Annotated in this window: 8 protein-coding genes; 4 read left to right on the top strand and 4 right to left on the bottom strand. The window is 45.6% G+C overall.

Going from position 1 to position 11,334, the window contains the following annotated elements; all coding sequences use genetic code 11:
- Positions 1-89 precede the first annotated feature (89 nt).
- The 3 genes from hutH to hutC all read right to left on the bottom strand — a co-directional run bounded on the left by hutH (position 90) and on the right by hutC (position 4,128).
- Entirely contained in the window at positions 90-1,628 is a 1,539-nt protein-coding gene (hutH, locus tag ACROAE_RS12635; RefSeq protein WP_432402249.1) for a histidine ammonia-lyase, read from the bottom strand.
- Between the two features lie 3 nt (positions 1,629-1,631).
- On the bottom strand, positions 1,632-3,302 hold the full coding sequence (gene hutU / locus ACROAE_RS12630; protein WP_432402247.1) for a urocanate hydratase: 1,671 nt from the start codon (positions 3,300-3,302) through the stop codon (positions 1,632-1,634).
- A gap of 121 nt (positions 3,303-3,423) precedes the next feature.
- A complete protein-coding gene (gene hutC, locus ACROAE_RS12625) occupies positions 3,424-4,128 on the bottom strand; it encodes a histidine utilization repressor (protein ID WP_432402245.1) in 705 nt (234 codons plus the stop codon).
- Positions 4,129-4,262: 134 nt separating this feature from the next.
- Here hutC and hutI point away from each other — a divergent pair, with 134 nt between their 5' ends.
- The 3 genes from hutI to ACROAE_RS12610 all read left to right on the top strand — a co-directional run bounded on the left by hutI (position 4,263) and on the right by ACROAE_RS12610 (position 8,262).
- A complete protein-coding gene (hutI, locus tag ACROAE_RS12620; RefSeq protein ID WP_432402243.1) occupies positions 4,263-5,495 on the top strand; it encodes an imidazolonepropionase in 1,233 nt (410 codons plus the stop codon).
- 206 nt (positions 5,496-5,701) lie between these two features.
- Complete coding sequence (locus ACROAE_RS12615; protein ID WP_432402241.1) at positions 5,702-6,478, top strand: haloacid dehalogenase type II; 777 nt, start codon at positions 5,702-5,704, stop codon at positions 6,476-6,478.
- A 119-nt stretch (positions 6,479-6,597) separates the two neighbouring features.
- Positions 6,598-8,262, top strand: a complete 1,665-nt coding sequence (locus tag ACROAE_RS12610) for an amidohydrolase (protein WP_432402239.1) — start codon at positions 6,598-6,600, stop codon at positions 8,260-8,262.
- 535 nt (positions 8,263-8,797) lie between these two features.
- On the opposite strand, the gene ACROAE_RS12605 is transcribed toward ACROAE_RS12610, so the two are convergent.
- The gene (locus tag ACROAE_RS12605) at positions 8,798-9,037 is read right to left on the bottom strand and encodes a YdcH family protein (RefSeq protein ID WP_432402237.1); all 240 of its coding nucleotides are present in this window, start codon (positions 9,035-9,037) and stop codon (positions 8,798-8,800) included.
- Between the two features lie 415 nt (positions 9,038-9,452).
- Here ACROAE_RS12605 and ACROAE_RS12600 point away from each other — a divergent pair, with 415 nt between their 5' ends.
- Positions 9,453-11,321 (top strand): DUF885 domain-containing protein, encoded by a 1,869-nt coding sequence (locus ACROAE_RS12600; protein ID WP_432402235.1) that lies wholly within the window; start codon positions 9,453-9,455, stop codon positions 11,319-11,321.
- Positions 11,322-11,334: the final 13 nt, after the last annotated feature.

Below are 11,334 nucleotides of genomic sequence, written 5' to 3'. Positions count from 1 at the left end.
GTGAAGCTCTGAAACACGTATCTTCAAGTTGATTGGGTATTAATTTAACGCTAAAAGTGTGGACTAAAAGTGTTGTCTAAAAATCTGACCTAAAAGCTTGGCATTAACCCTTGCGGTAATAGTCGATTGAAACTGGCACTAAGCAATAAATCGACCGAGTTTTCGATATCTGGAGCAAAGTAGCGGTCCTGATCATAAAACGACACAACCTCCCTTAACTCTGCTTTAGCCAAAGCCACTGATGCACTGGGTTGCAATGGGACTCTAAAATCTAGCCCTTGCGCCGCAGCCAATAATTCAATGGCGAGAACGCCGCGGGTGTTTTCGCTCATGTCACGCAAGCGTCGCGCGGCAAAAGTGGCCATCGAAACATGATCCTCTTGGTTTGCCGATGTTGGTAAGCTGTCTACCGAAGCAGGATGCGCATAGGTTTTGTTTTCAGACGCCAGTGCGGCTGCCGTGACCTGGGCAATCATAAAGCCTGAATTTACCCCACCATTATTAACTAAAAAGGGTGGTAACTTTGACAAGCTAGAGTCAATTAATAGTGCCATACGTCGCTCAGCAATCGAGCCCATTTCAGCAATCGCGATCGCCAAATTATCTGCCGCCATTGCCACTGGTTCGGCGTGGAAATTGCCGCCCGAAATAATATCGCCAGTATCTTGGAACACGAGCGGATTGTCGGTGACACCATTGGCTTCAGAGCCTAACACCTCTGCTGCTTGGCGAATTTGAGTTAAACACGCACCCAATACTTGTGGCTGACAACGCAGTGAGTATGGATCTTGCACCTTTTCGCAATTGGTGTGGCTTTGGCTGATCTCTGACTCGCTTGTTAATAAATGACGAAATATCGCCGCCGAATCAATTTGACCTTTTTGACCACGCGCCGCATGAATACGTGCATCAAATGGACTTCGACTGCCCATTGCCGCTTCAACACTCATGGCACCAATCACTGAACTAGCAGCAAACAAATCTTCAGCATTAAATAAGCCTTCAAGCGCTAATGCGGTCGATGCTTGCGTGCCATTTAATAATGCCAAGCCTTCTTTAGCGGCCAGCTCAATCGGTGCTAATCCGGCAATCTCTAGTCCTTCGCTTGCCGATATAATCTGTCCCTGGTAGCTCATCTCGCCTTCGCCTAATAATGGCAAACACATATGTGCTAATGGTGCTAAGTCGCCAGACGCACCTACAGAGCCTTTTTCGGGTACGCACGGATACACACCGGCGTTAACCAACTGCATTAAAAATTCAATCACCTCTAATCGAATACCTGAAAAGCCACGACTTAATGAGTTTATTTTTAACACCATCATTAAACGCACCGTGGCATCTTGCATATATTGTCCAATACCTGCGGCATGAGACAACACGATTGAGCGCTGTAATAGCTGTAAATCTTGCGGCGCTATTTTGGTGTTGGCTAATAAACCAAACCCGGTGTTTATACCATAAACCGTGCGACCTTCACGTAGCACTTGCTGAACAATTTCAGCACTTTGATTAATGTCTTTAATCGCATCTTTGGCAAGCGTTAGCTTAACGCTATTACGGCTAATCGCACGGACTTGTGCCAGTGTTAAGGTACCTGGGATCAGTTCAATTGAGTAAGTCGACATGGGTTACGCTCCTAACATTGGCAGGTCTAAGCCTTGCTCTTTAGCACATTTTTTTGCAAGGTCGTAACCCGCATCGGCATGACGCATTACACCAGTTGCAGGGTCATTCCATAATACGCGCCCTAACCTCACCGCGGCCTCGTCGCTACCATCGGCCACAATCACCACACCAGAATGCTGACTAAAACCCATGCCTACGCCTCCACCATGATGCAACGACACCCAGGTGGCGCCACTGGCGGTATTTAATAACGCATTCATTAATGGCCAATCTGACACCGCATCTGAGCCATCAAGCATGGCTTCAGTTTCGCGATTGGGGCTGGCAACTGAGCCTGAATCTAAATGGTCTCGACCAATGACTACTGGGGCCGACAACTCGCCACTTTTAACCATCTCATTAAACGCTAACGCTAAACGAGCACGGTCTTTTAAACCGACCCAACAAATACGCGCAGGTAAACCTTGAAACGCAATACGCTCACGCGCCATATCGAGCCAATGATGTAAGTGGGGATTATCAGGAATTAACTCTTTAACCTTGGCGTCGGTTTTGTAGATATCCTCAGGATCGCCAGACAGCGCAACCCAACGAAATGGTCCAATACCTTCACAAAATAGAGGTCGAACATACGCAGGCACAAATCCAGGGAAATCAAAGGCATTTGTTACACCTTCATCAAATGCCATTTGACGAATATTATTGCCATAATCGGTCGTTGCTGCACCTGCGGCTTGCAATGCCAACATGGCTCTCACTTGCACCGCCATCGACTGTTTAGCGGCTTTAACCACAGCGGCTTCGTCAGTTTTACGCATTTTCGCTGCGTATTCTAAGCTCCAACCTTGCGGTAAATAGCCGTTTAATGGGTCGTGCGCGGACGTTTGGTCGGTCACCACATCAGGGGTAATACCGCGGGTCACTAACTCAGTAAACACATCAGCAGCATTGGCTAATAAACCGACTGAAACAGGCTTGCCGTTTTGGTTTGCTTCGTAAATCATCGCTAAGGCTTGGTCTAATGACGTGGCTTTTTTGTCGACGTAACCCGTGCGCATGCGAAAATCGATACGGGTTTCATCCACTTCGCAGGTGAGTACCGAGTAACCCGCCATAGTACCGGCCAGTGGTTGTGCGCCGCCCATGCCGCCTAAGCCACCAGTTAAAATCCACTTACCTGCTGACGAGCCATTAAAGTGCTGCTTTGCCATGGCAACAAAGGTTTCGTAAGTACCTTGCACAATGCCTTGCGAACCAATGTAAATCCACGAACCAGCGGTCATTTGGCCGTACATCGCCAGGCCTTTTTTATCGAGCTCATTAAAGTGCTCCCAGTTAGCCCAATGTGGCACTAAGTTTGAGTTAGCAATAATCACTCTTGGCGCATTCGCATGTGTAGTAAACACCCCAACAGGTTTACCCGACTGCACCAATAAAGTTTCATCGTCTTCAAGGCGCTGCAATACTTCAATAATTTTGTCGTAACTTTGCCAGTCACGTGCGGCGCGTCCAATACCGCCGTATACCACTAAATCTTCTGGGCGTTCAGCAACATCGGGGTGAAGGTTGTTCATTAACATCCGCATTGCCGCTTCAGTTAGCCAACTTTTACACTGTAATTGAGTACCGTGTGGCGCAATAATGCGACGGCTTGGGTCATGTCGTTTGTCCATATTATCCTCTTCAACCGATTAATTCGGTTTGGTTTTTTATTGGTCTTGTTGTAATAAATTTTAGGTTTTAGGTATTAATCTTATGGCTGCTAACTGGGTACGATAAATTCATTGATTGGCATCATTTGTTTACCAACGCAGAGGTTAATTTAAACTTACTACCGGGATGTACTAGCCGCGCAAAACTCACCACTCCTTGGCGCGACCAGGTGCGGCGTAAAATTTGTAAACAAGGTTCAGTCGCAGTTATCGCTAATTGCTGCTGTAATCGTTCATCGGCCATGATGGCTTCAACGGTATGGCGCGCTTCAGTTAACGGCGCTACGGCAGAGAGATATTCGTGGGGCGTCTGCAACGTAAAGTCTTGTGCTAAATAATTGGGAACCAACGCAGGATTAACAAATCGCTCTTCCACTTGCAGGGGCAAACCTTGCTCGCAATGCACCAAAACCGAATAAAACACCGGACTGCCAACCTCAAGCCCTAACGCATTTGCGACAACGGTTGTGGCAGATATTTGTGTTAACTCAAGCGGTGTAACGCTATAACCATGGCCACGGTCTTTAATTTCGTCGGCAATATTACGAATGGCCAACAGTGACGATTGTGATTTTAACCCCGCAACAAAAGTCCCCACGCCTTGAGTACGCTCTAACACGCCCGAGTCCACCAGCTCTGTTAACGCCCGCCTTGCGGTCATGCGACTACACGCAAACAAGTCCGTTAATTGGTTTTCAGACGGCACGCGTTCGTTTTCTTGCCATTCGCCTGTTTCAATACGGCTCAAAATAAATTGTTTAATTTGGGCAAATTTTGCTTGGGCCATATCAGGGTTTCCACGCTCATTAAAATAGGATGATTGTTTATTACTGCATCAACTCTACCTTGTATATACAAGTTAAAACAAGTATTGTTTAGCGAATAATTATTTACCGCGATTTTGTCTTTCTAGGGGTTATCATGGTGTGGGATCAAGTCTGGATAGATGTCAACGTAGCAACGATGGACCCGAGCGTTCATGGTGCTTACGGGACGATACCTCAAGCTGCGATTGCCGTAAAAGACGGTAAAATAGCCTGGGTCGGCCCACGCAGTGAACTGCCCGAATTTGATGTTTTGGCAACGCCGGTTTACAGAGGTAAAGGGGGTTGGATAACCCCAGGACTTATCGACGCGCACACTCACTTGGTGTTTGCTGGCAATCGCGCCAACGAGTTTGAACAACGGCTCCAAGGCGCCAGTTATCAAGATATTGCCCGCGCAGGTGGCGGTATTATTTCAACGGTTAATGCCTGTCGCGATGCCGACGAAGCAGAGTTATTTGAATTAGGCCGCCAACGCTTAAATGCCCTCGCCAGAGAAGGTGTTACCACCGTTGAGATTAAATCGGGTTACGGCTTAAATACCGCAACCGAACTCAAACTATTGCGGGTCGCTCGTGAGCTTGGCGAGCATCATCATATCGATGTTAGCACCACATTTTTAGGCGCCCATGCCATTCCGCCAGAATACCAGAACGATGTAGACGGTTATGTCGACCTTGTGATTAATGACATGCTACCCGCGGTTATTGCAGAAGGTTTAGCAGATGCTGTTGATGTATTTTGCGAAAATATCGCCTTTAATCTTGAGCAAACCGAGCGAGTATTAAGTGCGGCTAAACAAGCCGGGTTGCAGATAAAACTACACGCTGAGCAGTTATCTAATATGGGTGGTAGCGCCTTAGCCGCAAGCTTGGGTGCTAAGTCGGTTGATCATATTGAGTATTTAGACGAGGCGGGAGTTAAAGCGATAAGCGAAAGTGGTACCTGCGCGACCTTATTACCCGGGGCTTTTTACTTTTTACGCGAAACTCAATTACCGCCCATCGATTTACTGCGTCAATACAAGGTACCGATGGTGGTTGCCAGCGACTTTAACCCCGGTTCATCACCGATTTGTTCAACCTTATTAATGCTTAACATGGCTTGTACCTTATTTAGGTTAACCCCAGAAGAAGCCTTACAAGGTGTGACCTTTAATGCCGCCAAGGCATTGGGGCTCGAGCATCGCGTTGGCAGTATTACTGTGGGCAAACAGGCCGATTTTTGCTTATGGGATATCAGCACTCCAGCACAACTGGCGTATGCCTATGGGGTTAACCCTTGTCAAAACGTGGTCAAAAATGGCCAGGTGGTTGCCCTGCCTCGCTAAGCTATATATCCGGCGTTGGTATGCTATGACTGCCGCCGGTTTTTAGCGAATTTAAAGTTAATTTCAAACGCACGATTGCTATTTCATTCAACAGCCAATATCAATTAAAGGGTGATTTTAAGCTCTATTTCATTTAGGCTAGGCATATTATGAACGAACGCTCAAGATCGTTCACCCTTAACCTAACCCATATTGACAGAGGTATTATGAAAATCCGCACACTACTATCACTTGCTAGTGCATTTTTGTTGCTTAACAGCAGCAACGCTTTTGCTAATGACTCAACAGAATCCGCAGCACAACTCACCAAGCCAAAAGTGATTATTTTTGATGTGAATGAAACCCTGTTAGATCTAGAAAATATGCGTAAATCAGTCGGTACTGCGCTAAATGGTCGTGACGATTTATTGCCATTATGGTTCTCAACCATGTTGCATCACTCTTTAGTGGTTTCAGCGACTGGCGAGTATCAATCGTTTGGTAATATTGGAGTGGCATCACTCGAAATGGTGGCCGAAATTAACGGTATTGCCATCACTCACGAACAAGCTAAAACCGCTATTGTTACGCCATTACGCTCTTTACCAGCGCATCCAGATGTTGCAGAGGGTTTAGCGGCATTAAAAGCTCAAGGTTATAAGCTAGTCACCTTAACGAATTCATCATTAGAAGGCGTTCAATTACAGCTTAAAAATGCAAACTTAAGCCAATATTTTGATGCCAACTTAAGCATCGAGTCTGTCGGGGTATTTAAGCCGCATTTAAGCACTTACCAATGGGCCATTAAAGATTTAGGCGTTAACGCTAACGAAGCCCTAATGGTTGCAGCCCACGGTTGGGATATTGCTGGTGCCGATAAGGCAGGCCTACAAACTGCATTTATTCGTCGTCCTGGTAAAGTGTTGTTCCCACTAGCGGCACAACCTGACTACAACGTGCTAGATGTGAATGATTTGGCTAAAACGTTAGCTAAATTTAAATAAGCATCAGCACCACAATCGCCTAACCCTGTTAGGCGATTTTTCAATTGTTTTAGCCCTTGCCATTAACGATTAATTAACATTTAATAAGTGTTGAATTATGAATTGCATAAAGGGATAAAATGATGAAAAAAGGGTATTTAGCACTGTCGGTAGCATTGTGCCTGACCGGTTTAAGCGCCAACACCGTTGCGCAAACCACATTAGTACATGATGTTAATGGCTACACCTTAGTTAACGGTAAATTACACACCTTTAATGCGATTCAGTTCACCGACGATAAAGTCGACCAACTCTTCACCAAAGACCAGACTTTACCCTCTTCAACCGATATCATCACCATTGATGGTAAAGGTAAAACCTTACTGCCAGGATTAATCGACGCCCACGGTCATGTGCTCAGTTACGGCTTAAGCTTATTAACCGCTGATTTAACCAACACCAGTAGCGAACAAGACGCCGTAACACGCGCCCAAGCATTCATTAAGAAAAACCCCACAGATAATTGGTTAATGGGCCGCGGATGGAACCAGGAGTTATGGGACAGCAAACAATTCCCAACCAAAGACACATTAGATAAAGCCTTTACAGCTAATCCAGTATCTTTTGGCCGTGTTGATGGCCATGCTATTTGGGTTAATAGCAAAGCGTTAGCTCTGGCCGGAATTTCCGCCACGACTGTTGCGCCAGAAGGCGGCGAAATAGTTAAAGACGAGCAAGGTAACCCTACCGGTGTGCTTATCGATAATGCGATGAACTTAGTCTTTAACATCATTCCAGACCTTAATCAGCAGCAATTACAATCAACCTTAACCCTAGCAATGGACAGTTTAGCCTCATACGGACTCACGAGCGTACATGATGCCGGCATCAGCATCGATAATATCAAAGCATATCAACATTTGGCGGCTAACAATGCCATGAGCGTACGAGTCAATGGCATGCTGTCGGTTGAAGATCCAAGGTTTGATAACATCTTAAAACAAGGCCACATCACCACTGCCGACGACATGTTTAAAGTCGACAGTGTAAAAATATCTGCCGACGGCGCCTTAGGTAGCCGCGGCGCTGCGTTAATTAAAGAATATTCAGATCAACCCGGTCACAAAGGGCTAATGCTGTATTCAGACGATCAATTAGGCAAACTCATTTTACAGGCAATGAAAGCCGGATTTCAGGTCAACACCCATGCCATTGGCGACAACGCCAATCAAGTGGTGCTCAATAAATATCAAACCGCCATTGCAGCAACTGACTCCAAAGCATTACGCCACCGTGTTGAACATGCACAAATACTCGACCTTGCCGACGTGCCCCGCTTTGCTCAGCTTGGCGTTATCGCGTCAGTGCAAGCAACCCACGCCACCAGCGACAAGAACATGGCTGAAAATCGTTTAGGCAAAGCCCGCCTTGCCGGTGCGTATGCATGGCGTAAATTGTTAAACGCTAATGCGGTCATCGCTAATGGTTCAGACTTTCCGATTGAATCGCCAAACCCATTTTTTGGTCTACACGCTTCTGTCACCCGCCAAGATCATCTCAACAAACCTTTAGATGGTTGGTTAGCGGGTGAGAAATTGTCGCGTATTGAAGCGTTTAAAAGCTTCACCATCGACGCAGCCTATGCCGGCCACCAAGAGCAGTTATTAGGTACGCTAGAATCCGGCAAGAAAGCAGACTTTATTCTGGTTGAGGACGATTACTTTGCTATCAACCCGCAACAAATATGGCAAAACAAAGTCATCGCCACCTGGGTAAACGGCCGTCAGGTGTTTGTGAAAGAGTAAATGATATAAAGCATGAATTAATTGTGTATTAGATCGAGTTTGAATTAGCTTGAATTAGCTTGAAAACCTTAGAGCCAAGAATGTATCACTGAATACTCATGTCACAGGTTTATCATGGCATTCACTCTCCGACACGCACCAGTACATCCCTGTTGCTCAGCCACTTGCCTGATGTGAAGGAATTCACATCAGACTTCTATCTGAGCGTTAGCATTTTCACTCTTTATGACAAGATGGATTGAAGCTGGCTACAAGCGCAGTCAAAAAGCTGGATTTAACCACGTAGCGAAATTATCGCCTCTATTATTTAAATTAAATGGGATAATTTTGATGTGGCGGCTGGGCCAGTTCTTTTATAAAAAAGAAAGAGGGAGCAGCCGTTGGTTTCCTCTTGGTCTGGTGTGGGCGAAGCGCCACGACGTTAGTGGCCGCAGGGCATGAGTACAACACAACAAAAACTAACACCGGGATCCCGGCTTAAAAACACTGCCGGGAAGACGAAAAATACTATCGACACCTCGCTGCCGAAAAACCTCTACGTTTTAGTAAACTGAAGATAAAGCTTATCTTTAAGCACAGATCGCTCGTGTTTAGCTTGATGCATAAACTCATCACTCGTTGGGGAATTTCTCAACTCTAATTTGCGGATTTCAGTGTCTAAATCATGATATCGACGAGCATTGGCAGCAAACTCACTGTCACCATCAATTAACGTTAAAATGGTCACTGTGTACTCAGGAAAATCGACTAATAACGCATGGCTTTCACCTAACATATCTCGCTCCTTTATATTTAACCGTATTAATAAGCAGTTCTAAGGATTTGTAGCAATATTGCGCACTAAATAAGGCGCTAATAAGGGGATTAAATAACAGTATTAAACAGTCCTAAGGTTAGACTATATTTCTGTACTCGGTAAAATCGTGATCTAACGCTAAAAACTGCTACCATAACCAAAATCGAACACGATACATCACCAAGCTTACACCTCTGGTGAAAAAAACCTAGTCAGTAACAGTCGTCAATAACCGTAAAAACCATCGACATTCAATACCCTTATTGACTAGCAAAACCGACTAATTCACTTACATAAGTAGTTGGCATAAGTCGTTAGCACAAGTAACGAGAAGTATAACGAGAAGTCATTGGCTATGTAGCCTAATTCGCCAACCAGCCCGGCAGAGTAACCCATGAATAAAATAATAAACGCCCTAGTAATCGCCCTACTTGTCAGCGGATGTACTGATTCAGCAACCCCAACCGACAGCACAACAGGTGAAGCGAGCCAAACTAGCGCCGCGACAAGCCAAAGCCTTAAGCAACAAATGGCCTCAATAACTAAAGATTTCTTTGTCATGCGCCCGGAAATTGCCACTTATTATGGTGTCAGTGATGCCAGCATCAATGCCACAATCATGTCAAAACTCACAGACTACAGTCCATCAGGTGAAACCCATCGGCGTAATGGCTTAAAAGCGATGCTCAAGCAACTTGAAGCCATTGACGTTAAAACGTTAACCGAATCAGAAAAAGTCAGCTTAGCGGCCATTGAGTCTGAAATTAAAGGCGCATTATTACCCGCTAAAGTAGTTAATTATGGCACGGTCTTGGGCGAATATGGCGTGTGGTTTTTACCTTATGCTGTGAATCATTTATCAGGCTTACAGATTGAGTTTCCAGGTTACATGGAAGACAAATTTGCCGTCACTAATACCGCCGAAGCTGAGGCTTATTTAACTCGCTTAAGCATGTACCCTGCGGCGATGGGCACCTTAATCGACAAATTAAACCATGATGTAGAAGTGGGTGTTATCCCGCCAGACTTTGTGATTAATAACACTTTGAGCGGCTTAAAATCTCAAATAAGTGGCCCGGCAAATACTCACCCTTTAGTCACCAGCTTTTACGCTAAACTCAATACGGCTAACGTGGTTAATCGTGACGTTTTGGTTAAATCAGCCGCTGAATTAGTCGATACCAAATACTACGCAGCAACCCGCCAATTAATTGCTGCACTAGAAGCTGTGCAGCCCAAGGCTCGCCATAATGCAGGTATTGGCCACCTACCCCAAGGTGCAAAGCTGTACAAAGCAATGATCCAGCATTTAGGTAACTCAAACAGAACCGCTGAGGATATTCATCAGCTTGGGTTAACAGAGGTTGCACGTATCACCGCAGAAATGGACGGATTACTGAAAAAAGTCGGCTATGTTAACGGCACTGTGGGTGAGCGCATGCAAATATTGCTAAATGATCCCAAATACCTTTACCCCAATACACCTGAAGGCAAGCAACAGCTGATGGCCGATATTGATGCTGATTTAGCACTTATTGACGCTAAGTTACCGCAATGGTTTGGTCGTTTACCCAATCAAGACGTAGCGATTGAAGCGGTACCAGACAGCCGCGCGGCATCAACTAGTGGCGCATTTTACGATGCACCATCACAAGATGGCAACCGTAAAGGTACGTTTTGGATAAGCTTATATGACACGGCTTCATTGCCATCATATTCATTGCAAACCCTGACTTATCACGAAACCAATCCTGGGCATCATTTGCAAACCATTATTGGCTTATCTGATGAACTGCCATTACTCAGTACCGTGTTTTACTCTAACGCTGCGGGCGAAGGTTGGGCCTTGTATGCTGAACGTTTAGCTGCCGAGATGGGCATTTATGCCGATGACCCAATTGACGATATTGGGCGCCTACAATCTGAGCTGCATCGCGCAGTGCGTTTAGTCGTAGATACTGGCATGCATGCAAAAGACTGGAGCCGCGAACAAGCCATTGACTATGCCATTGCCACCGAAGGAATTCATCAATCAGAAGCCACAGCCGAAATTGAACGTTACACCGTATGGCCAGGGCAAGCGCTAGGTTACAAACTCGGTGAATTGAAAATTATAGAGTTACGTGAAAAAGCCAAACAAACCTTAGGTGATAAGTTCGACATTAAAGTGTTTCACGACCGTTTATTAGAAAACGGCGCATTGCCGCTGGATTTAATGGAACAAAAAATTAACCAGTGGCTGGCCCACGAAACCACAAAATAGGTTGATTAACGGG

It is taken from the genome of Shewanella sp. MF05960 (assembly GCF_050849305.1).
GTDB lineage: Bacteria > Pseudomonadota > Gammaproteobacteria > Enterobacterales > Shewanellaceae > Shewanella.
Note: the sequence above shows the minus strand (reverse complement) of the source record. Positions and strands in the feature narration are given on the sequence as shown.